The organism is Streptomyces daqingensis (genome assembly GCF_014645895.1).
Lineage (GTDB): Bacteria > Actinomycetota > Actinomycetes > Streptomycetales > Streptomycetaceae > Streptomyces > Streptomyces daqingensis.
Window position 1 is genome coordinate 121,827 of the sequence record NZ_BMMP01000014.1, and the last position, 24,041, is coordinate 145,867.

Annotated in this window: 23 protein-coding genes; 12 read left to right on the plus strand and 11 right to left on the minus strand. The window is 73.2% G+C overall.

All coding sequences use genetic code 11. From position 1 onward, the window contains the following. The first annotated feature begins 31 nt into the window (after positions 1 to 31). A complete protein-coding gene (gene mug / locus IEY56_RS20865) occupies positions 32 to 535 on the plus strand; it encodes a G/U mismatch-specific DNA glycosylase (protein ID WP_229712075.1) in 504 nt (167 codons plus the stop codon). 156 nt (positions 536 to 691) lie between these two features. Continuing rightward, a complete protein-coding gene (locus IEY56_RS20870) occupies positions 692 to 1,090 on the plus strand; it encodes a YybH family protein (RefSeq protein ID WP_189038793.1) in 399 nt (132 codons plus the stop codon). Here IEY56_RS20870 and IEY56_RS20875 read toward each other — a convergent pair. From IEY56_RS20875 to IEY56_RS20885, 3 genes are all read right to left on the minus strand, one after another. Then, positions 1,074 to 1,520, minus strand: coding sequence for a hypothetical protein (locus IEY56_RS20875; RefSeq protein ID WP_189038794.1), 447 nt, complete (start codon positions 1,518 to 1,520; stop codon positions 1,074 to 1,076). The two genes, IEY56_RS20870 and IEY56_RS20875, sit on opposite strands and share 17 nt — an antisense overlap. Positions 1,521 to 1,597: 77 nt before the next feature. Then, complete coding sequence (locus IEY56_RS20880; RefSeq protein ID WP_229712076.1) at positions 1,598 to 2,386, minus strand: ABC transporter permease; 789 nt, start codon at positions 2,384 to 2,386, stop codon at positions 1,598 to 1,600. Positions 2,387 to 2,389: 3 nt separating this feature from the next. Next, positions 2,390 to 3,322: an ABC transporter ATP-binding protein gene (locus tag IEY56_RS20885; RefSeq protein WP_189038795.1), complete on the minus strand. Its 933-nt coding sequence runs from the start codon at positions 3,320 to 3,322 to the stop codon at positions 2,390 to 2,392. A 130-nt stretch (positions 3,323 to 3,452) separates the two neighbouring features. Between IEY56_RS20885 and IEY56_RS20890 the strand changes: the two genes are divergently transcribed. The 3 genes from IEY56_RS20890 (at position 3,453) to IEY56_RS20900 (ending at position 6,707) form a co-directional block, all read left to right on the plus strand. Beyond that, positions 3,453 to 4,805 carry a sensor histidine kinase gene (locus IEY56_RS20890; RefSeq protein ID WP_229712077.1) on the plus strand — a complete coding sequence of 451 codons (1,353 nt, stop codon included), beginning with the start codon at positions 3,453 to 3,455 and terminating at the stop codon, positions 4,803 to 4,805. A gap of 19 nt (positions 4,806 to 4,824) precedes the next feature. Beyond that, complete coding sequence (locus IEY56_RS20895) at positions 4,825 to 5,475, plus strand: response regulator (protein WP_189038796.1); 651 nt, start codon at positions 4,825 to 4,827, stop codon at positions 5,473 to 5,475. Between the two features lie 71 nt (positions 5,476 to 5,546). Then, positions 5,547 to 6,707, plus strand: coding sequence for an ROK family protein (locus tag IEY56_RS20900; protein WP_189038797.1), 1,161 nt, complete (start codon positions 5,547 to 5,549; stop codon positions 6,705 to 6,707). Between the two features lie 67 nt (positions 6,708 to 6,774). On the opposite strand, the gene IEY56_RS20905 is transcribed toward IEY56_RS20900, so the two are convergent. Then, positions 6,775 to 7,518, minus strand: coding sequence for a GntR family transcriptional regulator (locus IEY56_RS20905; RefSeq protein WP_189038798.1), 744 nt, complete (start codon positions 7,516 to 7,518; stop codon positions 6,775 to 6,777). A 207-nt stretch (positions 7,519 to 7,725) separates the two neighbouring features. Between IEY56_RS20905 and IEY56_RS20910 the strand changes: the two genes are divergently transcribed. Beyond that, a complete protein-coding gene (locus IEY56_RS20910) occupies positions 7,726 to 8,481 on the plus strand; it encodes an SDR family oxidoreductase (RefSeq protein WP_189038799.1) in 756 nt (251 codons plus the stop codon). A gap of 75 nt (positions 8,482 to 8,556) precedes the next feature. Here IEY56_RS20910 and sigJ read toward each other — a convergent pair whose 3' ends face one another. Beyond that, entirely contained in the window at positions 8,557 to 9,621 is a 1,065-nt protein-coding gene (gene sigJ / locus IEY56_RS20915; RefSeq protein WP_268241339.1) for an RNA polymerase sigma factor SigJ, read from the minus strand. A gap of 137 nt (positions 9,622 to 9,758) precedes the next feature. On the opposite strand from sigJ, the gene IEY56_RS20920 reads away from it, so the two are divergent. Continuing rightward, positions 9,759 to 10,631 carry an alpha/beta fold hydrolase gene (locus IEY56_RS20920; RefSeq protein WP_189038801.1) on the plus strand — a complete coding sequence of 291 codons (873 nt, stop codon included), beginning with the start codon at positions 9,759 to 9,761 and terminating at the stop codon, positions 10,629 to 10,631. A 28-nt stretch (positions 10,632 to 10,659) separates the two neighbouring features. Here IEY56_RS20920 and IEY56_RS20925 read toward each other — a convergent pair whose 3' ends face one another. From IEY56_RS20925 to IEY56_RS20940, 4 genes are all read right to left on the minus strand, one after another. Then, a complete protein-coding gene (locus IEY56_RS20925) occupies positions 10,660 to 11,691 on the minus strand; it encodes a glutathione S-transferase family protein (protein ID WP_189038802.1) in 1,032 nt (343 codons plus the stop codon). Between the two features lie 61 nt (positions 11,692 to 11,752). Next, complete coding sequence (locus IEY56_RS20930; protein ID WP_189038803.1) at positions 11,753 to 12,214, minus strand: VOC family protein; 462 nt, start codon at positions 12,212 to 12,214, stop codon at positions 11,753 to 11,755. 204 nt (positions 12,215 to 12,418) lie between these two features. Further along, positions 12,419 to 13,945, minus strand: coding sequence for an amino acid permease (locus IEY56_RS20935; protein WP_229712078.1), 1,527 nt, complete (start codon positions 13,943 to 13,945; stop codon positions 12,419 to 12,421). A 106-nt stretch (positions 13,946 to 14,051) separates the two neighbouring features. After that, entirely contained in the window at positions 14,052 to 15,086 is a 1,035-nt protein-coding gene (locus IEY56_RS20940; protein WP_189038804.1) for a hypothetical protein, read from the minus strand. 704 nt (positions 15,087 to 15,790) lie between these two features. Here IEY56_RS20940 and IEY56_RS20945 point away from each other — a divergent pair. The 3 genes from IEY56_RS20945 (at position 15,791) to IEY56_RS20955 (ending at position 19,411) form a co-directional block, all read left to right on the plus strand. Beyond that, positions 15,791 to 17,380: an alkaline phosphatase D family protein gene (locus IEY56_RS20945; protein ID WP_189038805.1), complete on the plus strand. Its 1,590-nt coding sequence runs from the start codon at positions 15,791 to 15,793 to the stop codon at positions 17,378 to 17,380. Positions 17,381 to 17,384: 4 nt separating this feature from the next. Continuing rightward, the gene (locus IEY56_RS20950) at positions 17,385 to 17,954 is read left to right on the plus strand and encodes a DUF1990 domain-containing protein (RefSeq protein WP_189038806.1); all 570 of its coding nucleotides are present in this window, start codon (positions 17,385 to 17,387) and stop codon (positions 17,952 to 17,954) included. A 95-nt stretch (positions 17,955 to 18,049) separates the two neighbouring features. Next, the gene (locus tag IEY56_RS20955) at positions 18,050 to 19,411 is read left to right on the plus strand and encodes a GNAT family N-acetyltransferase (protein ID WP_189038807.1); all 1,362 of its coding nucleotides are present in this window, start codon (positions 18,050 to 18,052) and stop codon (positions 19,409 to 19,411) included. On the opposite strand, the gene IEY56_RS20960 is transcribed toward IEY56_RS20955, so the two are convergent. Continuing rightward, on the minus strand, positions 19,341 to 20,585 hold the full coding sequence (locus IEY56_RS20960; protein WP_189038808.1) for a trans-sulfuration enzyme family protein: 1,245 nt from the start codon (positions 20,583 to 20,585) through the stop codon (positions 19,341 to 19,343). The genes IEY56_RS20955 and IEY56_RS20960 overlap by 71 nt on opposite strands. Before the next feature lie 59 nt (positions 20,586 to 20,644). Here IEY56_RS20960 and IEY56_RS20965 point away from each other — a divergent pair, with 59 nt between their 5' ends. Both IEY56_RS20965 and IEY56_RS20970 read left to right on the plus strand, forming a co-directional pair. After that, entirely contained in the window at positions 20,645 to 21,118 is a 474-nt protein-coding gene (locus IEY56_RS20965) for an Lrp/AsnC family transcriptional regulator (RefSeq protein ID WP_189038809.1), read from the plus strand. A 41-nt stretch (positions 21,119 to 21,159) separates the two neighbouring features. Beyond that, complete coding sequence (locus tag IEY56_RS20970) at positions 21,160 to 22,875, plus strand: DUF885 domain-containing protein (RefSeq protein ID WP_189038810.1); 1,716 nt, start codon at positions 21,160 to 21,162, stop codon at positions 22,873 to 22,875. A gap of 187 nt (positions 22,876 to 23,062) precedes the next feature. Here the strand turns inward: IEY56_RS20970 and IEY56_RS20975 are convergent, their stop codons facing one another. Next, on the minus strand, positions 23,063 to 23,929 hold the full coding sequence (locus tag IEY56_RS20975; protein WP_189038811.1) for an SDR family oxidoreductase: 867 nt from the start codon (positions 23,927 to 23,929) through the stop codon (positions 23,063 to 23,065). Positions 23,930 to 24,041 lie beyond the last annotated feature (112 nt).

A 24,041-nucleotide genomic window follows, 5' to 3' on the forward strand; every position in this document is an offset into this window, starting at 1 on the left:
GGAAGCAGCGCGCGACCGGGTCGTACCGGACGTGGTGGCGGACGGCCTCCGCGTGCTGTTCTGCGGCATCAACCCCGGCCTGATGTCCGCCGCTACCGGGCACCACTTCGCCCGTCCCGGCAACCGCTTCTGGCCGGTACTGCACAGTTCCGGCTTCACTCCGCGACAACTGCGGCCGGACGAGGAACGCGAGTTGCTGACGTACGGACTGGGCATCACCAACGTCGTCCAGCGCGCGTCGGCGCGCGCCGACGAACTCGACGCCGAGGAGTACCGGTCGGGCGGAAGGCTGCTGGCCGGGAAGGTGCGCAAGCTGCGGCCCCGCTGGCTGGCGGTGGTGGGCGTGACCGCGTACCGGGTGGCGTTCGAGGACAAGAAGGCCCAGGTCGGGCCGCAGCAGTGGCGGATAGGGGACACACGGGTGTGGGTGCTGCCCAACCCCTCCGGCCTGAACGCGCACTGGACTCCGCAGATGATGGCGGAGGAGTTCGGACGGTTGCGGGAAGCCGCCGAGTCCGGCGAAACCGGCGGCTGACAGGAGCGCGCTCCGGACGCGCGGCCGGCGATGCGCCGTATGTCGTGAGCCGGCCTCCTCCGGGATGTCAGAGGCCGGTGCGGGGATCGGCCGGGCCGGCCGTGCGGGTCTCTCGCACGGCACCGCACACCACCGCCGCCGGCGAAGGAGGCGCACATGGGCACCGGGCGCAGGAGTTCGCACGAGCGTGCCGTCCGGCCGGAGGACCTCAGCCGGCTCGTCGTCGAGCGGCTGAACGCGGGCGACGTCGACGGGCTGGTGTCGCTGTACGAACCCGGAGCCGTCATGGCGCTCCCGGACGGAGGGCAGGCCGAAGGCAGCGAGGAGATCCGCCGCGCCTACGAGCGGATCCTGAGCGGGCGACCGTGCTTCGAACCAGGAGAGCAGCAGCCCGCGTTGCGCAGCGGAGACCTCGCCCTCACCGCTGTCGTGCTGCCGGACGGCGGCGCGACCGTCGAGGTGGCCAGGCGGCAGCCGGACGGTACGTGGCTGTGGGTGATCGACCAGCCGTCCTTTCCCGCACCGCCCGCCGCGCCTCTCACGGAGGGTCGTTGACGGTGACGGCCGCCACGAGCTGGAAGGGCAGTTCGGCGCCCTGCTGGCAGACGGCCAGCGCTATCCAGCGCCCGTCCGCACGCCACAGCTCCAAACAGGCCGCGGCGGCGCTGAGTTCGAGCCAAGGCTGCGGCACCGGGACCCCCTCGCCGCCCCGCACGAGGGTGCTCCACAGGCTCATCTGCTGCGGCTCGCCCCAGCGCTCCGCCAGCACGGCGCTCAGTGCCCCGCACTCCGCCTCGCACTCCTCCAGCGCATCGAGCCGTGCGGTGCCGTCGTCCTCCCAGAACTCCTCACTCGTCACCAGGTCCGCGAGGTGGTAGCCGGGACCGCTGGTCACCCGGGCCGACCTGCTGCGCCGCGCCGGGAAGGGGCGGGCGCGTAACAGGTCGATCGTGGCGAGGTGTTGCTTGCGGGCGGGCGCGGCCATGTGGCCAGTAAACCGCCCGCCACTGACACCGGGGGCGCCCACGCTCCGCGCCCCTCTGACCCTGACGTGGCGCCCCGTCAGGCGTCGCGCCGCCGCACCGCGACCCAGCCCGCGACCACGGCCGCGAGAGCCCAGACGGCCGTCACGGCGAGACCCGTCCACGGCCCCAGACTGCTGTCGGGGTTCTGCTGGAGCACCAACTGGCCGGCCTTGTCCGGCAGATAGTCGGCGGCGCCCGCCGCGAGATCACCCATGACGAAGGGGACGATCAGCAGGAACGGGATCAGCATCGACAGAACCGCGACGCCGCTGCGCAGCAGCGCTGTCAGCCCGCAGGCGAAGAGCGCCATCAGCGTCAGGTAGACGGCGCTTCCGAAGCATGCCCGCAGCGCCCCGAGATCGGAGAGTTCGAGGCCCTTGGCGCCCAAGAGGTGCTGTCCCGCGAGGAACGCGGCGAACCCGGCGACCAGTCCCGCGGCCAGGACGAGTCCGCCCACGACGGCGGTCTTCGCGGCGTAGAAGACTCCGCGGCGCGGCACGGCGGTCAGCGAGACGCGCAGCGCTCCGTTGTGGAACTCCGAGGAGAACGCGGTGACGGCGAAGGCGATGGCGGCGATCTGACCGAAGTTGAGACCGTAGAACGAGGCGAACAGCGCGTCGAATCCCGCCTCGCTGTCCCCTCCCCCGTCGTCGACAGCGCAGACGAGTGCGCCGATGCCGACGGTGGCGACGACGACGGCCAGCAGCGAGCCCACCGACGAGCGCAGCGATCTGACCTTGACCCACTCGGACCTGGCAGCCGCCGTGAAGGACGCGACCGGATCGGCTGATACGGGCGGTACAGCCGTGGCGGTGGATGCGGACATGTCTCAGACCTCCTGGGCGAGTACGGAAGGGGCGGCGGCGAACTGGGTCTCGTCCGCGGTGAGTGCGAGATAGGCCTCTTCCAACGTGGCCTCGTCGTTGGCGAGTTCGAGGACGGGAAGGTTCTCCTCGGCCGCGAGCGGACCGAGGCGGGCCGCGCGGGCGCCCGGCACAGTCATGCGTCCGTCCTCGCCGAGTTCGGGTTCGTAGCCGGCGCGGAGCAGGACGCTGCGCAGCCGCTCCGGTTCGGTGGAACGCAGCCGCACGCGCGGCTGCACGTGGGCGTCGATGAAGGCGCGCATCGGGCTGTCCGCCAGCAGCCTGCCCTTGCCGAGCACCAGCAGGTGGTCGGCGTACGAGGCGGTCTCCGACATCAGGTGGCTGGAGACGAGGACGGTGCGCCCCTCGGCAGCGAGGCGGCGCAGCAGCTCCCGGATCCAGATGATGCCCTCCGGGTCGAGCCCGTTCGACGGCTCGTCCAGCATGAGCACGCCGGGATCGCCCAGCAGTGCGGCAGCGATGCCGAGACGCTGGCGCATGCCGAGCGAGAACGTCCTGACCCTGCGCCGGGCGACCCCGGCGAGACCGGTCTCCTCCAGCGCCTCGCCTGCCCGGGCGGCGGGGATGCGGTTGGCAGCGGCGAGCGTGAGGAGATGGTCGCGGGCGGTGCGGGAGCCGTGCGCGGCCTGGGCGTCCAGGAGTGCTCCGACGTGCCGCAGCGGCTGCCCCAGGCCGGCGAACGGCCGCCCCCCGACGGTTGCGGTGCCCGCCGTCGGACGTGAGAGCCCCAGTACGAGGCACATGGCGGTCGACTTTCCGGCTCCGTTGGGCCCGAGGAAGCCGGTGACCCTCCCCGGTTCAACGGAGAAGGTGACGCGGTCGACGGCACGCACGGCGCCGTACTCCTTGGTGAGTCCGTTCGCTTCGATGCAGGTCATGGCAGCAAGCCTGCCGACGCACGACGCCGGGCGCCTCCCCCGCCGGTGGGCCGTGCCTCCCCCGCGGGAGGAACGCTCCTCCCCCGCCCGGGGGAGGCGGGAGCACTTGCGGCGCTGGCACGATGAGGCCGTGCCCGCCCTCTCACTGCTGCCGCGACCGCTGCGAATGCCCGGCGCGCTGGTTCGCGCCGTCACCTACACGCGGTGGCTGCACCTGCTCATCGGCTCGTTGCCCGCGGTGGTGTGCAGCTTCGTCTACCCCGGCTGGATCGGCCTGCTGGAACCCGGCCTGCTGTGGGTCCTGGTGCTGCCGCTGCCGCTGCTGTGGTGTGCGGCGATCCTGCCGGACGCCCGGCTGGCCGAGGGGCTGCAGGCCCGGCTGATGCTGCGGCCGGGCCCGCACGCCCGGCACAGCCCCGAGGGAGCGGGCACCACCGTCCACGACGGTCTCTCGGCGGCTCCTTCGGCGTCCTGGAACGACCGCGCGAGGACCGCTCTCTGGCTGACGTTCCGGCACCAACTGGGCTTCGCCGTCGCCTGGTCGAGCGTCGTCCTCACGACGGCGGTAGTCGATCTGCTGGTCACTGCCTCGTCCGGCGCCCCGCAGACGGAGCTGGGCCCGTTCCTCCCGTCGGAGCCCGGGCAGTGCCTGCTCCTGGCCGCGGCGGCGTTCACCACGCTCGTGTGCGTCGTCGTGCTTCCCGGGCGGGTGGCGCTGGCGGCGGCCCGCCTCCTCCTCGGGCCCTCTCCCACGGAGTTGCTCGCCGCGGCGGAGGAGCGCACCGAGGCGATGCTCGAACGCAGCCGTCTGGCCGGGGAGTTGCACGACTCGATCGGGCACGCGCTGACGTTGTCCGTCGTCCAGGCGGGCGCGGCGCGTGCCGCGGGTTCGCCGGAGTTCACGGAGCGGGCCCTGTCCGCGATCGAGTCGTCCGGCCGGGAGGCGCTCGAGGACCTGGAACGCGTCCTGCGCCTGCTGCGCGAGGACGCGCCCCGGCCGGCGTCACGGCCGGGCGTCGAGGACGCCGGACGCCTGCTGGCCTCCGCGCGGGCGGCCGGGGCCCAGGTCACCGAGCGGATCAGGGGACCGCTCGGCGACCTCCCCGGCCCCGTCTCGCGCGAGGGCTACCGCATCCTGCAGGAGGCGCTGACCAACGTGCTGCGCCATGCGGGCCCGGTGCCGGTGGCGGTCTCACTCGAAGCCGGCGGGGGCGGCCTGGAACTCGAAGTGCGCAACCCGCTGCCGGAGAGTTCGACGTCCGCCGCCGGCCGCGCGGGAGGAAGGGGGCTGCGCGGGATCCGCGAGCGGGCCGAACTGCTGGGCGGCCGGGCAGAGACGGGGCCGGCCGGTGACGAGTGGCGCGTACGGGCCGTGCTGCCGCAGGCACCCCCGGGCGGCGGCCTCCGGGAACGCGGGCGCCGCCTGCCGGAGTCCGTGGCCTCCTCACCGGACGGCGCCCGCAGCACCGGGGGAACGGCGTGACAGGCTTCGGGGTGCGCCCGTGCCGGTGACCGTGCTCCTCGTCGACGACGAGCCGCTCGTGCGGGCGGGACTCAGGGCGATCCTGGAGGCCCAGCCGGACATCAGCGTGGTGGGCGAGGCCGCGGACGGCGCGGCCGTGGTGCCGCTGGTGCGTCAACTGCGCCCCGACGTGGTGGCGATGGACGTCCGCATGCCGCTGCTCGACGGGATCGAGGCGACGCGGGCGGTGCTGCGTTCCGTCCCCGGCCCGCCGAAGATCCTCGTGGTGACGACGTTCGAGCAGGACGACTACGTCTACCAGGCGCTGCGGGCGGGAGCGGACGGCTTCCTCCTGAAGCGCGCCGCGCCCGCCGAGATCGTCCACGCGGTGCGGCTCGCCGCCGAGGGCGAGAGCCTGCTCTTCCCAGCCGCTCTGCGCGAACTCGCCGCAGCCCACGGCAATCCGCGGGCGCGGGCGGTGCTGGAGCGTGCCGCGCTGACGGCCCGCGAGGAGGAGGTCCTGCGGCTGGTGGCCGCCGGGCTGACCAACGCGGAGATCGCGCAGCGGCTCGTTGTCGGCACGGAGACGGTGAAGACACACGTCAGCTCGCTGCTCGCGAAGCTCGGCGCGCGGGACCGCACGCAGGCCGTGATCCTCGCGTACGAGTCCGGTTTCGTCGCCCCGGGCTGACCGCCCCCTACTCGTGGTAATGGGAGGCCGGGCGGTACGATCCGCCTCACGGGACAGGCAGGGAGGCGGACTTGGCGCGGCTCTCCGGCAGGGATCCTTCTCTGCTGCGACGGATCAACTCGACTGCCGTGCTGCGTGTGCTGCGCTCCCAGTTCGGCCGCCCTCCGCTGACGCTGACGGACCTGGCCCACGCCACCGAGCTCTCCCGCCCGACGGTCGAGGGCGTCGTCGAGGGTCTGGTCGATGCCGGGCTCGCCGCCGAGGCCGAGGAGGAACCCGGCTCCGCTGCCCAGCACGCGCGACGGGGCCGTCCCGCCCGGCGCTTCCGCTTCCGGGCCGAGGCCGGGTACGCGCTCGGCGTGGAGGTCGGGTCGCACCGCATCGCGGCCGTCCTCTCCGACCTGACGGGCCGCACCACCGGCACGGCCGCGCGCGAGGTCGGCGAGGGAGCCCCCGAGGACCAGCGGCTGGCCGAGGCCCACGGGGCCGTGGACGAACTGCTGGAGAGCAGCGGCGTGCGGCGCGAGTCGCTGCGGGCGGTCGGCGTGGGCACGCCGGGCATCGTCGAGGCCGACGGCACCGTACGGCTCGGAACCGCGCTGCCCGGCTGGACGGGACTGCCGCTGGGCGAGCGGCTGAGGGAGCGTTTCTGCTGCCCCGTTCTCGTGGAGAACGACGCCAACGCCGGTGTCGTCGCCGAGCGTTGGAAGGGCGCGGCGGTCGGCGCCGAGGACGTCGTGATGGTGCTGATCGGGCTCAGCCCCGGCGCCGGCTCACTGATCGGCGGGCGGCTGCACCGCGGTTTCGGCGGCGCGGCCGGTGAGATCGGCGCCCTGCACCTGCTGGGGCGGGAGGCGACTCCGGAGCGGCTGCTGTCGACGACGGGCGAGCCGCTCCACCCTCTCGACGAGGCGGCGGTGGCGGGGGTCTTCGCGCTCGCCCGCGCCGGCGACGAGCAGGCGCGCCGGGCGATGGAACGCTTCGTGCAGCGGCTCGTCCACGACGTGGCCGCGCTGGTCCTCGCGCTCGACCCCGAACTGGTCGTCATCGGCGGCTGGGCGTCCGGGCTGGACGGCGTACTGGAGCCGCTGCGGGGCGAGTTGGAGCGCTACTGCCTGCGCCCCCCGCGCGTGGAGCTGTCGGTGCTGGGCGAGGCGGCGGTCGCGACGGGAGCGCTGCGGCTCGCCCTCGACCAGGTCGAGGACGAGCTGTTCAGCGTGGACGCCGGCTGACTGCCGGGCTCAGCCCGGCAGTTGGGGCTCAGCCCGGAGTCGGGGGCTCAGCCCGGCAGTTGAGGACTCAGCCGGCCATCAGGGCGCCGGGCTGGGCGTCCCCGAAGGTGAGCCTGCACGTGTCGGCCCGGTAGGTGGCGACGGCGACGGCGGCCGTCGTCCCGCGCGCGAGGTAGCGCGTGGTGACCACGAGCACCGGGGCGCCGGGCAGCCGGTCAAGCTGGCGGGCGTCGTCGGCGCGGGCCGAGCCCAGCTCCACGGTCCGCTCCTGCCCCTCGAGTTCGAGACGGTGCAGTTCGCGCAGGACCGCGCGGCCCCGGGCGGAGCCTCCCGCGGCCTCTATGGCGGGCAGTCCGGGGACGGATGCGTGCGGAACGTAGAGGAGTTCGGTGGCGACGGGCTGCCCGTGCGTCATGCGCGTACGGCGCACCGAGTGGACGGGTGACCCGGCGTCGTCACCCAGCAACCGCGCCACCGGGGCCGGCGGTTCGACGTCCTCGCAGTCGCCGGTCTGCCACGCGTCGTCGGGTGCGCCGGGCCAGCTGTCCTCCGCGGGGCCGACGTCGACACCGAAGCGGGGCGGTGCGACGGTGGTGCCCACGCCGCGCCTGCGCTGCAGGCGTCCCTCCAGTTCGAGCTGCTCCAGCGCCTGGCGCAGGGTCGCCCGGGCGACGCCGAAGCGGGCGGCGAGTTCGCGCTCGTTCGGCAGGATCTCCCCCACTTCGAACTCGGAGTCCAGCGCGTCGGACAGCACCGTCTTCAAGTGCCAGTACTTCGGCTCCGGCACAGCCTCCACCTGTGTGGTCCCCACAGTGGCCTCCGCTTTCCCCGCGTCCAGCCCGGCCCGCAGCGGCCGGACTTTATACGTGCTTGTTTTTTAAAGGTTGTTGCGTATGGCCGACGATAGGGCGGGTCCCCAGCTTGGTCAAGACCAATCCGGGGACCGGGAACCGTTCCCCGAAGCCGCCCTCAGCTGCGATGATCGATCATCGTTCACCAGGGTCGGGAGGGCATCGTCATGACGGAACAGCAGCGGGTCACGGTGGTCACGGGAGGCAGCAGAGGCATCGGCGCGGCCGTCGCCGTGCGCCTCGCGCGGGCCGGCCACCACGTCGGCATCGGCTACGAGCGCTCGCGGGAGGACGCGCAGGAGACGGCCCTCGCCGTCCGGGCCGAGGGCATGCGCGCGGTGGCCGTTCAGGTGGACACCAGCGTCGAGGAGCAGGTCGAGCGGCTCTTCGACACGGTGCGCGACGAGCTGGGCGCTGTGACGGGCCTCGTCAACAACGCCGCGGTGTCCGGCCCGTTGGGCGGTTTCACCGAGACGCCGACGTCCGTGATGCGCCGCGTGCTCGACGTGAACGTCCTCGGCGCGCTGCTGTGCGCGCGGCGGGCCCTGCTGGAGATGTCGACGGGACACGGCGGCGAGGGAGGCAGCATCGTCAACATCTCCTCCTGCGCGGCGACCCTCGGGGCACCCGGCGAGTACGTCCACTACGCGGCGTCCAAGGCGGCGGTGGACGCGATGACGGTCGGACTGGCGAAGGAGTTCGGGCCGCAGGGAGTCCGCGTCAACTCGGTGCAGCCGGGGGCCGTGCTGACCGGGATGCACGCCGCCATGGGCGATCCGGACAGGGCGTGGAAGAAGGCGGACGCGACGCCGCTGCGCCGCCCCGGCGAGCCCCGGGAGATCGCGGACGCCGTCGCCTGGCTGATGTCGGACGAGGCGTCCTTCACCAGCGGTGCCGTTCTGCGCGTCTCCGGCGGACTGTGACCGACGCCGGACCGTGGTCGAGGCGGGCCGCCGGACAGCCCGGGGTGAGGGGCTGCCGGCTGCCGGGCGGAGCGGTCAGGGCGTGAACCGGGTCAGCTTGTCGGGGTTGGCGACGATGTAGACGCTCTGGATGCGGCCGCCGGCGACGTCGATCTGCAGGACGTCCGTGGGGACTCCCTGCTCCGTCGCGAGCAGGGCGGGGCCGCCGTTGACCTCGATGAACCTGAAGTCCTTCGCGGCGAGGCCGCGTCGGGCGATCGCCTCCGCGAAACGGCCGACCTTGTCCGCGGTGGTGATGGCGCGCATCGGCGCCTTCGCCTTGCCGCCGCCGTCGCCGAGGAGGCGGACGTCCGGGGCGAGCATCTCCATCAGCGCGGCGAGGTCGCCCCGGGTGGCGGCGGCCAGGAACCGCTCGGTCAGGTCGCGCCGGGCCTCGGGGTCGACGTCGAAACGGGGGCGCCGCTCGGCCACGTGCGCGCGGGCTCGGCCGCCGAGCTGGCGTACTGCCGCCTCGCTGCGGTCGAGGGCGGCGGCGATCTCCGCGTACGGGAACCCGAAGGCCTCGCGCAGGACGAACACCGCGCGCTCCAGGGGCGAGAGCGACTCCATCACGACCAGCAGGGCGAAGGAGACGGACTCGGCGGCCAGCACGCTCTGCGCGGCGTCCGGTTCCGCACCGCCCCGCTCCGGGCCGGTGCCCGCGTGCGTGAGGAGCGGCTCGGGCAGCCACGGCCCGACGTAGGTCTCCCGGCGGCGCTGCGCCGAGCGGAGCCTGTCGACAGCGAGGCGGGTGGCCACGCGCACCAGGTACGCGCGGGGCTCCCTCACGCCGTCCCTTCCCGCGGACTGCCAGCGCAGCCAGGCGTCCTGGACGACGTCCTCGGCGTCGGCGACGCTGCCGAGCATGCGGTAGGCGACGCCCATCAGGACCCCGCGGTGCTGCTCGAAGACGGCCGTGGCGTCCTGGGCGGCATCCGGACCGCGGCCGCCTCGGCCGTCGCGGTCGTCCCGGGCACCGCCGCCGCGACCGACGAGCGGGCCGCCGCCGGCAGAACCGCCCCCGTCCGGGGCTTCGTTGGAGGATGTGCCGGCACGGCGGAGTCGGGCGTCGGGGTCGGCTGCGCTCTGTTCGGCGTCCACCCGCACATCATCGCAGTCCTGCCCCCGCGGACAGCGGGCGACCTTCCACGCGGGCTCACTTGCTGACATCGTGTCTACGAACTGCCGTGCCCCCGCACCGCGACCGGTGTCCGGGCCCGAACCCGACAGGAACGCCCATGACCGCTGTCGCCTCGCCCCATGTCCCCGTACCCCGGACCGAGTCGTTCGTGCGCGTCTCGCCCGCCGGGTCGCCGTCCTTCGACCTCGCCTACGAGCGCCGCGGCAGCGGCGAACCCGTCGTGCTGCTGCACGGCATCGGACACCACTGGCAGGCGTGGGAGCCGGTGCTGAGCATCCTGGCCGCCTCGCACGAGGTGGTCGCCGTCGATCTGCCGGGCTTCGGCGCCTCGCCGCGGCTGCCCGAGGGCGTCTCCTACGAACTGGAGAGCGTGATCCCGCTGCTGGGCGAGGGTCTCCGTGCCCTGGGGCTCGATCGGCCGCACCTGGTCGGCAACTCCCTGGGCGGGCTGCTGGCCCTGGAGCTCGCGCTGCACGGCCACGCGAGCTCGGTCACCGCACTGTCCCCGGCCGGCTTCTGGACACAGGCGGAGCGCCGCTACGCCTACGCCCTGCTGACGGGCATGCGGACCGGGGCGAAGGCCATACCGGACGGGCTGCTGCGGCGGCTCGCGGGCAGCACCGCCGGGCGCGCCGCGCTGACCGGCACCATCTACGCCCGGCCCGGCCGCCGTTCACCCGAGGCGGTCGTCGCCGAGACCCACTCGATGCGCGCGGCCACGGGTTTCGCACCGGTGCTGGCCGTCGGCAGGCGCCCCGGCTCCGTCTTCGACCACGACCTCCCCGGGATGCCCGTGACCATCGGCTGGGGCGCCAAGGACCGCTTGCTCCTCCCCCGCCAGGGGATCCGCGCGAAGAAGACGATCCCCGGCGCCCGTCTGGTCCCCCTCCCCGGCTGCGGGCACGTGCCGATGAACGACGACCCGGCGCTCGTCGCACGGCTCGTACTGGAGACGGCGCGGGCCGCCTGACAGCACCGCCTCCGCCGGACGGCGCCGCTCAGGGCCGGTGTGCCGCCGGCACCTCCTCCTCCGGGGGCGGCGGCGGGGGCGGGGTGCCGTCGCCGAAGGGGCGTCCGCCCAGTTGCTCGCGGTGGTGCGGGGACGTCCAGCCGGACAGGTCCGGCCCGCAGGGCACGATGCCCGTGGGGTTCACGCCGGTGTGGACCTCGTAGTAGTGCCGCTTGATGTGGTCGAAGTCGACCGTGTCGCCGAAGCCGGGCGTCTGGTACAGGTCCCGGGTGTAGGCCCACAGGACGGGGTCCTCGGTGAGCTTGTAGCGGTTGCACTTGAAGTGGCCGTGGTAGACGGCGTCGAAGCGCACCAGCGTCGTGAACAGGCGGATGTCGGCCTCGGTGATGCTCTCGCCGACGAGGTAGCGGCGGCCTGCGAGCCGTTCGGAGAGCAGTCCGAGGCGGCGGAAGACGTCCTCGAAGGCGGCCTCGTACTCCGCCTGGCCGGTGGCGAAACCCGCCCGGTACACGCCGTTGTTGAGGTCCCGGTAGACCCCCTCCATCACCTCGTGCATCTCCTCGCGCAGCTCCTGCGGATACAGGTCGGGCGCGCCCGGCCTGTGCAGGTCCGTCCACTCGGTGGCGAGGTCCAGGGTGATCTGCTGGAAGTCGTTGGTGACCAGCCGGCCGCTGGGCACGTCCACCACGGCGGGGACGCTCACGCCGCCGGGGTAGTCCCTCTCGCGCGCGTCGTATGCCTCGTGGAGGTAGCGGATGCCCAGGACGGGGTCCTTGCCGTCCGGGTCGAGCGTGAAGCGCCAACTGCGCTCGTCCTGGAGGGGATCGGTGACGGCCAGCGACAGCGCGTCCTCCAGCCCCAGCAGCCGCCTGGAGATCGCCGCCCTGCTCGCCCACGGGCAGGCCCGGCTGATCACGAGCCGGTAGCGGCCGGCCTCGACGGGCCAGCCGTCCGCCCCGTCCGCTGTGATCCGGTCCGCGAAGTGGCTCTTCGACCTCTTGAAGGGCTTCTTGCCGTACTTCTCGTTGCCGTCCATCGTGCCGTCGCCCTCGCGGCTCATCGTGCACGTTCCTTCCCTGTCGGGTCTCCGTCGCGGAGACCTGCCCACCTCGAAGGGGCGCCTACGGGCCCCCCGGGACCGCCGTCGCGGCTGTGCTCGGGCCCTCGTCCTCTGCCCAGCCCCGCGTGCACAGCACCAGCCGGTATCCGTCCGGGTCCTCGACGGTCACGCCCCAAGTGTCCCAGTACGGGTTGCGCGCCGGTACGCGCCTGCCGCCGTGCTCCTCCAGCTTCGCCACCGTCTCCTCCGGAACGGGGCCGTCGAGGTAGATCACGAGCAGATCGTCCTCCCCCGGTGTCGGCTCCACGGGACGCTCCTCGTCCCGCGCCAGCTCCAGGTGCCAGCCCGCGCCCCGCGGCCCCGCCATCAGCAGCGCGTACTCCTCCCCGCCGCCCCTGGCGGGGCCGGGCTCACCGCGGTAGAGCACGTCGAGGCCGAGGCCGCCCACCCAGAAGCGCTCGGCGGCCGCCAGGTCGCGCGTCGGGCGGGCGATACGGATGTGGTCGCGGACGCCGATCGTCATGGATCACGGGCTCCCTGTCTGCGCCCGGGGGCGCGCGGTCTGCGGGCTCGGCCGGGGCGTGGCCCCCCGACCGCAAACCGTAGACAGCGCCGCGTCCGAACTCCTCGGCCCGCAGGACCTGTTGACGTACGTCCGCGGACCTGGGCCGGAGGTCCCGGCCGCGACCGGACGCCACAGGGCGGGCCCCGGTGCCGGGCCGTGGGGTCAGACGATCTCCTCGCTCATCTCCGCCAGTTCGCGTTCGTCGCCGCCGGCCCGGTACCCGGGTGTGGTGTACGAGCCGCGCCCGGAGACGGCCCACCACAACGTCGCCAGGCCCAGCACGCCGATGAGCGCGAGCGGCGCGTAGTTGAAGGACTCGACGTCGACGGGCGTCTTCTGGGGGAGGCAGAAGAGCACCGTCACGAAGACGACCCAGACCACGGCCGTCCAGCCGATGGGCACTCCCCAGCGTCCGAGGTTCCACTTGCCCTGCTGGAAGCGGTCCTTGTTGCGCAGCCGCAGGTAGATCGGGATCGCGTAGGCGGGTGTGACGCCGATGACGGCGATCGCGGTGACCGCGCCGTACGCGGCCTCGCTGTAGAGCGCCGGCAGGGCGAGCAGGGCCGCGACTGCCACCGTCAGCATGACCGCGCGCGCCGGCGTGCCGGTGCGCGGGTGGACGCGCCGCCAGTGCGTGGAGAAGGGCAGTGCGCCGTCGCGGGAGAAGGCGAAGACCATGCGGCTGGCGGCGGCCACCTCCGCGTTGCCGCAGAAGAGCTGGGCGACGATCACGACGAGCAGCAGCAGCTTCGCGCCCGTGAGTCCCAGCGCGTCCAGGAAGATCTGCGCGGGCGGCACTCCGGTCGCGCTGCCCTGTGTCCCGGCGTAGTCCTGGATCGCGAACGTCAGCCCGACCAGCAGCACGAAGCCCGCGAGCCACGACCAGCCGACGGCCCGCACGATGCCGCGTGCCGCACTGACCTCGGCGTTCGTCGTCTCCTCGGAGAGGTGTGCGCTGGCGTCGTACCCCGTGAAGGTGTACTGGGCCACCAGCAGACCGATCATGACGACGTACACCGGGCTCGACCAGTTCGTGTCGTTGACGAACTCACCGAAGACGAAGGACGCGGAGCGGTGTTCCGACGGGACGACCGCCAGCACCGTGACGATCAACGCGACGCCGGCGAAGTGCCACCACACGCTCACCGAGTTGAGCACGCTGACGAGGCGCACGCCGAAGAGGTTCAGCGCCGCGTGCAGCACGAGGATGCACAGGAAGATCAGCATCACGGTCCCCGGCGTCGGCTCGATCCCCCACTGGAGGTTCAGCAGCGCTCCGGTGAACATCGCGGCGCCGTAGTCGATACCGGCCAGAGTGCCCAGCAGCCCCAGCAGGTTGAGCCACCCGGTGTACCAGCCCCAGCGGCGCCCTCCGAGCTGGTCCGCCATGTAGTACAGCGCACCCGAGGTGGGATACGCGCTGGTGACCTCCGCCAGCCCGGCACCGACGAACATCACCATCAGGCCCACCAGGACCCAGCCCCAGATCATCACCGCGGGCCCGCCGGTGACCAGGCCGAAGCCGTAGAGCGTCATGCATCCGGAGAGGACGGAGATGACGGAGAAGCTGATGGCGAAGTTGCCGAACGAGCCCATCCGCCGGATCAGCACGGGGTGGTAGCCCAGATCGCGGAGCTTGGCGTCGTCGTCGATGCGGCCGGGGCGACGCGACCTGGCGGTGGGGAACACGGAACCTCCTGCGGGACTTTCTGGGTACGGAACGGCGAGGGGGTGGCGGCGGAAGAGGGGCGGAGCGGAAAGAGGGGAACGGCGAGGGGCGGCGGAGCCGGAGGGGTCAGTCGTCCGCGGCGAGGCAGTGGTCGCGCGCCCGGAGGAACTCCGTCCTGGCCGCTTCCGGCTGTTCGGGGTCCTCGGCGACCTGCAGCCAGGGCTGCGGGGTGAAGTACGGGCCGAGAGCGGCGAAGACCCGGGCGGCGTCCGACGTGCGCTGGCCGGCCCACAGGGCGTGGGCCAGATGGTTCAGGTCCAGCACCGACTGGGTGGTGGGGTCCGTCAGCTCGAACCACCCCTGCAGCGCCGATCGCGCGTCGAGGGCGACCGGGTCGTGCGACCACTGCCTGCTCAGCAGCAGATGGCCGCTGGACGGCTGGGCAGCGCGCTGGCGCCGGTACTGCTCCACGTAGGCGTACAGGGGCAGCGCCAGCAGTTCCGAGCCGGCCGGGGCCCACGAGGAGACCCAGCGGACGAAGTCGATCGCCGAGGCGCGTGACCCCGCGTTCCCCGCGTCCCGCTCCGCGCGGGCGTGGAGGAAATGGAGCATGCGGTGGTGCGCCTCGCGGTTGTAGCGGTCGCGCTCGTAGACGCGGTACAGCAGGCCCCAGGGGCCGGGCGGCAGCATCGGCTCGGCGGCGCGTTCGCGGTGCTCTGCGCGTTCCTGGCGCTGGTCGAGTCTCGCCAGGGCGAGCAGCGCCACCCAGGGCACGGGGTCCGCGGGCAGCAACTCGGCCGCCGCATAGCACTCCTGACGGGCTTCCTGCTCCAACTCCTGTGCGGTGTGGTGTTGTTCACGACGGGCCCGGACCGCGCGCTCCACGGCCACCCTGGCGTGCATCATGCGTGCGTCGGGGTCCTTCGGCGACTCCTGCAGCCAGGTCTCGACCACGTGCGAACCCGCCGCGACGACGCCGAGCACCTGCGAGCGCGTCGTACGCAGCCCCCAGGAGCTGCCGGTACTCGCCAGCAGCGTGCGCATCGCCATCCAGCGTCCGGCGCGCAACTCCTCGACGGCGCCGCGCAGTTCGAAGTCGAAGCCGGCGGGGCTGTAGACGATGCGGACGCCGCGGCCGTGGCTGCCTGCCGTGCCCCTCATCGGCGCTTCCCCGCAGCCTCACAGCCGGCACGCCCCGGCTGCGGGCACGGCTCGGGGGCAGGGGGGCTGTACGACATCACAAGCGGTCCTCAACGACTGGGGCAGGGCCCGCTCCGGCATGCGTGCACCGCTGGTCAGGCAAGCAGGCATGCGCGACGACGGGTCCCGGATTCGCCACCGAACCTAACCTTTCACCATCGCCTGACGGCGGTCGGGAAGTGTGACGGTTCTGCGCCGAAAGCCGCAAGCGCAGACAGCTTTGGAGTCATTGTCGTTTCAGTCCGTTCTCGTCGGTGCTCTGCCCGCGCCGCACGCCGCATCAGGGCATGCGGGCCCTCAGCCGCCCGCGGCCGGCACGTCCGCGAGTCGAGTGACGTCACTTTGACCTCCGGCGGGCCAGGAGGGAAGAGTCCTGCGGCAATCGAGACCCGACCGCGTCATAGCCCCCGGCGCACCCCGGGCGGCACCGGGACGTCGTCCGGAACCGGGGCCCCCTTGCCCGGACGGGCCCCGTCCCCGGGATGACGAGCACCACGCCGATCATCCGGAACCCTTTCAGCCGCCGCGGCGTCGGTGTTGACTGAGTCCAGTCCCATGCTGCGCTCCACGCAGCGCCGCGTGCGCCGCCCCCGGCGGTGGCACGTGTCGCTGTGCTCGGCCCGTACCCGCCTGCTCCGTACGACCGCGATCCAGGAGGCTCGTCCATGGCGCACGAGGAACCCGGCAACCCGCTCACCCCCGGCCTGGTCCCGGCACGCCGCACGCTGCTGCGCGGCTCGCTCGCGGCCTCGGCCGCGCTGTCCCTCTCGGGGGCGGCCCCCGCCCAGGCGCTCAAGGGGCGTCCCGCCGCGAAGTGGGGGGTGCAGGCGGGGGACGTGACCTCGTCGTCGGGACTGATCTGGGTGCGGTCGGACCGCAGGGCCCGGATGGTCGTGGAGACCTCGGCGACGGAGTCCTTCCGCAACGCGCGCCGCTGGATCGGCCCCGTCGTGGGCCCGGACACGGACTACACGGGCATGACGCCGGTGCACGGCCTGCCCGCCGGGGAGCAGGTGCACTACCGGGTCATGCTGGCCGACGCGGACGACCCGCGGCGCACGGGCGAGCCCGTACGCGGCACCTTCCGCACGGCTCCGGACAAGCGCCGCCACAAGGTGCGCTTCCTCTGGTCGGGCGACCTCGCGGGACAGGGCTGGGGCATCAACCCCGACCGGGGCGGCTATCCGATCTTCGAGGAGATGCGCCGCCTCGACCCCGACTTCTTCCTCAACAGCGGCGACTCGATCTACGCCGACGGCCCGCTCGCGGAGAAGGTCGCCCTGCCGGACGGCGGGGTGTGGCGCAACGTCGTCACCGAGGAGAAGTCCAAGGTCGCCGAGACGCTCGCGGAGTTCCGCGGCAACTTCCGCTACAACCTGCTCGACGGCAAGCTGCGCCGCTTCCAGGCCCAGGTGCCCTCCATCGTCCAGTGGGACGACCACGAGGTCCTCAACAACTGGTATCCGGGCGAGATCCTCGACGACGACCGCTACAAGGTCAAAGACGTGGACACCCTCGCCGCCCGCTCGCTGCGCGCCTTCAGCGAGTACCACCCCCTCACCACGCTGCCGCCGAAGGACGAGGACGGCCGCGTCTACCGGGTCGTGCGGCACGGCCCGCTGCTGGACGTCTTCGTCCTCGACATGCGCGCCTACCGGGGCCCCAACTCGCCCGGCAGGCAGGACCAGGCCCCCCGGGGCATCCTCGGCGAGCGGCAACTGAAGTGGCTGAAGCGGGAGTTGTCGCGCTCGCGTGCGGTGTGGAAGGTGATCGCCTCGGACATGCCGGTCGGGCTCGTCGTCCCCGACGGCAAGACGGACTTCGAGGGCGTGGCGCAGGGCGACCCCGGTGCCCCGCTGGGCCGGGAGCTCCAACTGGCCGAACTCCTGCGGCACATCAAGACGGAACGCATCACCGGCACCGTGTGGTTCACCACCGACGTGCACTACACCTGCGCCCAGCACTACGAGCCGGAGAAGGCGGCATTCAAGGACTTCGAGCCCTTCTGGGAGTTCGTCTCGGGCCCGCTCAACGCAGGAGGCTTCCCCGCGCTGAAGCTAGACGGCACTTTCGGGCCCGCCCAGCCGTTCGTCAAGGCACCGGAGACGGCCAACGTGCCGCCCACGGAGGGCGGTCAGTACTTCGGACAGGTGGACATCGACGGGGAGAGCGGTGAGATGACGGTGCGTCTGCGGGAGGAGGGCGGCGCTGTGCTGTTCACGAAGGTGCTGCAGCCCGGCCGCGTCGGCCAGTGACCCGATGACCGGCGCCCGTCTGAACTACCCGGCGGCCGGGGCGACCCGGCACGGGCCGCAGGAGTGGCCGGACGGCTATCGCAGGCTCCGGGTCCGTACGCGACTGGGGCACGGCCAGGCCGACTTCGAGGCCGCCGCCGAGGCGCTGTCGACATGGCGACTGCACCGGGAGGCGGGCGTGCGCTTCGGCACGGAGGCGCTGCGCGCGTCCCCGGGCGTCGACGTCGTCGTCGGGCTCGGCGTCGGAGCGCTGCGGCTGCACGCCCCCTGCCGGGTGGTGTGGACCGTCGCCGAGAAGCGCAGCGCCGGCTGGGCGTACGGGACGCTGCCGGGCCACCCGGTGCGCGGCGAGGAGGCGTTCGTCGTCAGCAGGGACGCAGGCGGCACGGTCTGGCTGGAGGTGCGCGCCTTCAGCAGACCGGTGTCGTGGTTCACGGTCGCCGCCGGTCCCCTGCTGCCGGTCTTCCAGCGCTGGTACGCACGCCGGTGCGGCACCGTGCTGCGGCGGCTGGTCGCCCGGTCCCGGGACGGCGCGGCGAGCGGTACGGGGACCGGCCCGGCGGAGCGCCGGTGACGGCGCGCCGTTCTCGGGACGTCCCGAAGCAGCCGTAATCCGACGGTCACAAAGCGTTCTTGATCGGGCAATGGCAGTGGGTGAGAGTGGGTCGCATGACTGACATGTCGCAGAACGAGCAGCCATCCCGTCACGGCTTCCTGCGTCTGGTCGGCGGAAGCGTGCAGGAGAGCTGGAGCAGGCTGCGGCGGCGCTGCGCCTCCGCGGCGGAGCCGCCGCGGAGCGGCGCCGGCGGCGTGGAACCACCGGCGGGGGCCGGGGCGACGTCGCTGTGGCTGATGCGCACGACGGTGCACGAGGAGCCAGGGGCGCTCGCCGAACTGTGCACCGCACTGGCGCGCGGACGCATCGACATCGTCTCGCTGCAGACCTTCCCGCTGGGACCGCGGCCGGCGGACTCCTCCACCGCAGCGGATACTCCGTCCCCGTCCGGGGGCCGGCTCGACGCGGACGCCGGGCACTTGCCGGAGCAGAGCATCGACGAGTTCGTGCTGCGCGCTCCCCGCGAGGTCGAGGCGGCGGAGCTGCACCGGCTGATCGAGGCGGCGGGCGGGCGCCACACATGGGCGGAGCGCGCCGACGAGGATTCCCTCGTCGACATCCCGACCCGTGTCCTGCAGCTCGCCACCCGCACCGCCCTGGACACGGCCGAACTGCCGCTCGTCCTGCGGCAGTTGCTCGGCAGATGCACCATCCGCTCGGTTCCGCGCGTCTCACCGTCCGGCCGCAGGACCGATCCGGAGGTGCTGGACGTGCCTCCGGAGGGCCGCTGGGAGGGGACCGTGCTGCGGCTGCGGGACCCGGCAGGAGGGGTCCTCGTCATCGAACGGCCGCAACTGCCCTTCGCGCCCAGTGAGTTCGCTCGCGCACGCGCGCTCGTCGAGCTGGACCGGCAGCTGGGCGCCGGGAAACGGGTGCCGCACTCCCCGGACAGCGTCACTCTCTCCGGAGGGCCGTCCGTCACGGTGCGCCGTGCCGACACCCGGGACGTCGACGCGGCGCTCGCCCTGCACGGGCGCTGCTCCCGGGAGACGCTCTCCAAGCGCTACCACGGGCCCGTCGCCGACGCCGACTCCTTCCTCACGCATCTGCTCTCCCCCCGTTTCGGCCGCTCCCTGGCGGTGGAGACCGCACCGGGGGAGTTCGCCGCGCTCGGCCACCTGCTGTGGGACGGCGAGGAGACCGAGGTCGCCCTCCTCGTCGAGGACGCCTGGCAGCACCGCGGCCTCGGCGGCGAACTGCTGCGCCGTCTCGTCGAGATGGCGCTGGAGGACGGCGCGGGCAGCGTGTACGCCGTCACCCAGGCGTCCAACACGGCCATGGTCGCGGCGATGCGCGGCCTCGGTCTGCCGCTGGACTACCAGATCGAGGAGGGCACGCTGGTCGTCACGGCGCAGCTGTCGGGTGCAGCTCCCGCTGTACGGGCTCTCTCGTGCGCCCCGTCGGTTTCGGACTGACCCCCAGAGCACGGTCCAGGTCCTGCCACAGGTCCTCGACGTCCTCCAGACCGACCGACATGCGCAGCAGCTTCTCGCTGATCCCGGCGCTGTGCCGGTCGCCCTCGGCGACGATGCGGTGGCTGATCGACGCGGGGTGCTGGATGAGGGTGTCGACGGAGCCGAGGCTGACCGCCGGGGTGATCAGCCGCACCCCGGCCGTGACGGCGTGCGGGTCGCCCTCCACCTCGAAGGCGACCATCGCCCCGCCGAGCCGCGGGTAGTGCACGCGGGCGATCCGGGGGTCCGCCCCCAGCCGCCCGGCGAGCTCGGCCGCGGTGCGGGACTGCGCCCGTACGCGCACCGGCAGCGTGGACAGCCCGCGCAGCAGCAGGTATCCGGCGAGCGGGTGCAGTACGCCGCCCGTCGCGAAGCGCACCTGCCGCAGCCGGCAGGCGAACTCCTCGTCGCAGGCCACGATCCCGCCCAGTACGTCGCCGTGGCCGCCCAGATACTTTGTGGCGCTGTGCAGGACCAGGCGCGCCCCCGATTCGTGCGGGCGCTGCAGGACGGGAGTGGCGAAGGTGTTGTCCGCCAGCAGCGGCACCGAACCGCACGAGCGGGCGAGGGCGGCGAGGTCGACCTCCGCGAGTGTGGGGTTCGCGGGGCTCTCGACCATCACGAGTCCGGTGTCGGGCCGGATCGCCGCCTCGACGCCGGCCGGGTCGGTCCAGGTGACCTCGGTGCCCAGCAGCCCGCTCTCCAGCAGATGGTCGCTGCACCCGTACAGCGGGCGCACGGCGACGACGTGACGCAGCCCCTCGGCGGCCCGGACCAGCAGCGTGGCGGTGAGCGCGGCCATACCACTGGCGAACGCCACCGCGGACTCCGTCCCTTCGAGCCGTGCGAGGGCGTCCTCGAAGCGCGCGACCGTCGGGTTGTCCAGCCGCGCGTACACCGGCGGGCCGTCGGGCCGTGCGCCGCCCGAGGCGAACTCGTCGATGCGTGCCGCCTCGGCACGGGTGTCGGGTGCGGGGTAGGTGGTCGACAGATCCAGCGGGACCGCGTGCACGCCGAGGGCCGCGAGGTCGTCCCGTCCGGCGTGGACGGCCTCGGTCGCCTGAGCGCGCGGGTACGGGGCGGCGGCCGGCGCGCTCGAGGGGGCCGGCGGGGCGCTGGTCTGCGTGTTCTCCATGCGCGCATCCTGAACAACTGCCGGACTGCGGGGTGGAACGACCGTGCTACGTTCGCCAGATGAACGATTCTGTCGCACTGGATCCGGTCGACCTGGAGCTCCTCCGTCTCCTGCAGAACGACGCCCGGATGACGTACCGCGACCTGTCCGCCGCCGTGGGCGTCGCGCCGTCGACCTGCCTGGACCGGGTGACGCGGCTGCGCCGCAGCGGCGTCATCCTCGGCCAGGAGCTGCGCCTCGACGCGTCGCGGCTGGGCCGTCCGCTGCAGGCGCTGCTGTCGGTGCAGGTCCGGCCGCACCGGCGCGAGCTGGTCGGCCCCTTCGTGGAACGCATCCGCGCCCTCCCGGAGTCGCGCGCGCTGTTCCATCTGGCGGGCCCCGAGGACTACTTGGTCCACGTGGCGGTGACCGGCACGTCGGATCTGCAGCGGCTCGTGCTGGACGAGTTCACCTCGCGCAAGGAAGTCGCCCGTGTGGAGACCCGGTTGATCTTCCAGCGCTGGGAGTGCGGTCCGCTGCTGCCGCCGGGCTGATGTTGATGACGGCGGGGGCCCGCACGTACGAGGATGGATCCATGTCCGATGCCAAGAACCCCACCCCCCTCCCGCGGCAGGTCGCCGACTCCTACGTCGACGCCCTCGTCGAACTCGACCCGATCACCGGCAGCTACCTCGGCGTGCCCGAGAGCCACAGCCGGCTGCCCGACTTCTCCCCCGCCGGTCAGGAGGCCCTCGCCGATCTGAGCCGCATGACCCTGCGCAAGCTCTCCGAGGCCGAGGAGCAGCAGGGCGCCTCCGACCCCGCTGAGCGGCGCTGCGCGCGGCTGCTCCGCGAGAGGCTGACGGCCGAACTGGCCGTGCACGACGCCCAGGAGGGCCTCCGGGCGGTCAGCAACATCCACTCGCCCGTCCACTCCGTGCGGGGCATCTTCACCGTGATGCCCTCCGAGACCCTCGAAGACTGGACGGCCGTGGCGCAGCGGCTGCGCGCCGTCCCCGAGGCGCTGGAGGGCTACCGCGAGTCGCTGGCCGCCGGGCTGGAGAAGGGGCTGCACGCGGGGCCGCGCCAGGTCTCCACCGTCCTGACGCAGCTGGATGAGTGGGTCGGCGACGGCGACGGCGACGGCGAAGGAGGGGACGGGCGAGGCTGGTTCTCGGCCTTCGCCGCCGAGGGTCCCGAGTCGCTGCGCGACGTGCTCGACGCAGCGGCGGCGGAGGCCACCGGCGCCGTCGCCCGACTGCGCGACTGGCTGCGCGACGTGTACGCACCCGGGGTCGAGGGTGCGGCGGAGATCGTCGGACGTGAGCGCTACGCGCTCTGGTCCCGCTACTGGAACGGGACCGACCTCGACCTCGACGAGGCGTACGCCTATGGCTGGTCCGAATTCCACCGGCTGCTGGCCGAGATGCGCACGGAGGCGGAGAAGATCCTGCCCGGCGCCTCCACGCCGTGGGACGCGCTGCGCCACCTCGACACCGAGGGGGAGGCCGTCGAAGGCGTCGACGAAGTACGGGACTGGCTGCAGGGGTTGATGGACGAGGCCGTCGAGAAGCTGGACGGCACGCACTTCGAACTCGCCGGGCCGGTCAAGCGCGTCGAGTCGCGGATCGCGCCGCCCGGCGGTGCGGCGGCCCCCTACTACACGCAGCCGTCGCTGGACTTCTCCAGGCCGGGGCGCACCTGGCTCCCGACGATGGGCGAGACCCGCTTCCCCGTCTACGACCTCGTCTCGACGTGGTACCACGAGGGCGTTCCGGGGCACCATCTGCAGCTCGCGCAGTGGGTGTACGTCGCGGACGAACTGTCCCGGTACCAGACCACGGTGGGCATGGTCAGCGCCAACGCCGAGGGGTGGGCGCTGTACGCCGAGCGGCTCATGGACGAACTCGGCTTCCTGGTCAACGCCGAGCAGCGGCTGGGCTACCTCGACGCGCAGATGATGCGGGCGGCGCGGGTGATCGTCGACATCGGCATGCACCTGGAGCTGCGGATCCCGGACGACTCGCCGTTCCACCCGGGCGAGCGGTGGACGCCGGAGCTCGCGCAGGAGTTCTTCGGCATGCACAGCGGCCGCCCGGCCGACTTCGTGGAGAGCGAGCTGGTGCGCTACCTGGGCATGCCGGGCCAGGCGATCGGCTACAAGCTGGGCGAACGCGCCTGGCTCAAGGGCCGCGAGGCCGCCCGCGAGGCGCACGGCGACGACTTCGACCTGAAGAAGTGGCACATGGCGGCGCTGTCCCAGGGCTCGCTCGGTCTCGACGACCTCGTCACCGAGCTCTCCGCTCTCTGAGCGGCGGCCTCCGCCGGACAGTGAGCCGCCGCGGCGCGCCGAGGCGTCGCACACCGGTCGCGGACGGAGGGGGCGCGGTTCGTGACGCCATGTCGACGGGTCGACTTCTCGAGAAGTCGGCCCGTCGGCTCGTCGTCACAGCCGTGGCGATGCCGCGGTGGCGCTATGGCGGTTCACGCTGCCCGGCTCAACGGCCGAAGCCGTTCTCGGAGTTGACGACCTCACCGGTGATCCAGCTCGCCTCGTCCGTGGTGAGCCAGGAGACCAGCCTGGCCGGCACGTCCGGGGTCGCCCACTGCCCACCGGGGAAGAGCGCGGCGACTCTGTCGTAGTCGGCCCCGGTGCGGTAACCGGTGTCCACCGGGCCGGGGTTGACCGCGTTGACCGTGATTCTGGGGGCCAGCGCCGTGGCAAGCGTGCGCACCGACGACGCCAGCGCGCCCTTCGCGAGGGCGTAGCACAGCTCGCCGGGCATTCCGCCCCTGACGTCCTGACCGGAGGTCATCGTCACCACCCGTCCTGTGGGGGCGTCCTCGCCGCGGTGCTGCGCGGCGAAAGCCTGCACCAGCAGGATCACCGAGCGGGTGTTGACGGCCCAGTGGGCGTCGAGCATGGCGGCGTCGACGGACTCGAGCGGCCCGTCGCTGCCGCTGAGCGCGTGGTTGCAGACGAGGGCGTCGAGCCGGGGCGCGGCGAGCGCGCCGGTCGCCTCCTCGACCAGCCGGGCCGGGGCGCCGGGCTCGGTCAGGTCGGCGGGGCCGTGGGCGACGAGTGCTCCGGCGGTCGCCGTCTCCTGGACGCTGCGGACGAGCGCCTCCGGCCCGTCGGGGTCGGAACCCCAGGGCTGCGCGTCGTCGTGCGGACGGTGATGGTGCAGGTAGACGGACGCTCCGTAGGCGGCGAGGCGCCGCGCGACGGCGAAACCGATGCCGGTGCGGCGGCTCGCCCCCGTGACCAGTGCGGTGCGGCCGCGCAGCGGCAGCGCGTCCCTGTACGGGGCGTTCTCCGCGGGCGGTCCGGGCTGCGTGCCGGGCTGTCGTGAGGTGAAGGTCATGGCCGCCACCCTGACGGCCGGCGGGGCTGCCGTCACATCGATTTCCGGCTCGCCGCCGGATGCCGGCCCGCCGCCTCGGGCGCACTCCGCCCTCGTGCCCGCGCCCGGCGCC

Bases quoted from the DNA above. Each gene is read 5' to 3' on its own strand.
- IEY56_RS20970 (WP_189038810.1), top strand. From the start codon at position 21,160: ATGTCCGATGCCAAGAACCCCACCCCCCTCCCGCGGCAGGTCGCCGAC.
- IEY56_RS20945 (WP_189038805.1), top strand. From the start codon at position 15,791: ATGGCGCACGAGGAACCCGGCAACCCGCTCACCCCCGGCCTGGTCCCG.
- IEY56_RS20965 (WP_189038809.1), top strand. From the start codon at position 20,645: ATGAACGATTCTGTCGCACTGGATCCGGTCGACCTGGAGCTCCTCCGT.
- IEY56_RS20870 (WP_189038793.1), top strand. From the start codon at position 692: ATGGGCACCGGGCGCAGGAGTTCGCACGAGCGTGCCGTCCGGCCGGAG.
- IEY56_RS20955 (WP_189038807.1), top strand. From the start codon at position 18,050: ATGACTGACATGTCGCAGAACGAGCAGCCATCCCGTCACGGCTTCCTG.
- IEY56_RS20960 (WP_189038808.1), bottom strand. From the start codon at position 20,585: ATGGAGAACACGCAGACCAGCGCCCCGCCGGCCCCCTCGAGCGCGCCG.
- IEY56_RS20975 (WP_189038811.1), bottom strand. From the start codon at position 23,929: ATGACCTTCACCTCACGACAGCCCGGCACGCAGCCCGGACCGCCCGCG.
- IEY56_RS20910 (WP_189038799.1), top strand. From the start codon at position 7,726: ATGACGGAACAGCAGCGGGTCACGGTGGTCACGGGAGGCAGCAGAGGC.
- IEY56_RS20930 (WP_189038803.1), bottom strand. From the start codon at position 12,214: ATGACGATCGGCGTCCGCGACCACATCCGTATCGCCCGCCCGACGCGC.
- IEY56_RS20950 (WP_189038806.1), top strand. From the start codon at position 17,385: ATGACCGGCGCCCGTCTGAACTACCCGGCGGCCGGGGCGACCCGGCAC.
- IEY56_RS20920 (WP_189038801.1), top strand. From the start codon at position 9,759: ATGACCGCTGTCGCCTCGCCCCATGTCCCCGTACCCCGGACCGAGTCG.
- IEY56_RS20925 (WP_189038802.1), bottom strand. From the start codon at position 11,691: ATGAGCCGCGAGGGCGACGGCACGATGGACGGCAACGAGAAGTACGGC.
- IEY56_RS20885 (WP_189038795.1), bottom strand. From the start codon at position 3,322: ATGACCTGCATCGAAGCGAACGGACTCACCAAGGAGTACGGCGCCGTG.
- IEY56_RS20875 (WP_189038794.1), bottom strand. From the start codon at position 1,520: ATGGCCGCGCCCGCCCGCAAGCAACACCTCGCCACGATCGACCTGTTA.
- IEY56_RS20880 (WP_229712076.1), bottom strand. From the start codon at position 2,386: ATGTCCGCATCCACCGCCACGGCTGTACCGCCCGTATCAGCCGATCCG.
- IEY56_RS20940 (WP_189038804.1), bottom strand. From the start codon at position 15,086: ATGAGGGGCACGGCAGGCAGCCACGGCCGCGGCGTCCGCATCGTCTAC.